Below are 244 nucleotides of genomic sequence, written 5' to 3'. Positions count from 1 at the left end.
ATGCACTTTCTGACGCTGATTCTGAGTTTGAAACAGACTGTGATTCAGACACTGATGCACTCTCTGAGGCTGATTCTGAGTTAGACACGGATTGTGATTCTGAGACTGATTCACTTACTGACGCTGACTCGGAATTAGAGACTGATTGTGATTCGCTTACTGACTCACTTGTTGATGCTGACTCGGAGTTTGAGACTGATTGTGATTCTGAAATTGATTCACTTACTGACGCTGACTCGGAGTT

At 43.4% G+C, this 244-nt stretch carries 1 protein-coding gene; it reads right to left on the bottom strand.

All coding sequences use genetic code 11. The annotated features are described in order from the left end of the window. Positions 1 to 244: hypothetical protein (locus HMPREF2979_RS10095; RefSeq protein ID WP_148132231.1), on the bottom strand; the 244-nt coding region annotated here is incomplete at both ends.

The organism is Streptococcus sp. HMSC078H12, assembly GCF_001814615.1.
GTDB lineage: Bacteria > Bacillota > Bacilli > Lactobacillales > Streptococcaceae > Streptococcus > Streptococcus salivarius_F.
Note: the sequence above shows the minus strand (reverse complement) of the source record. Positions and strands in the feature narration are given on the sequence as shown.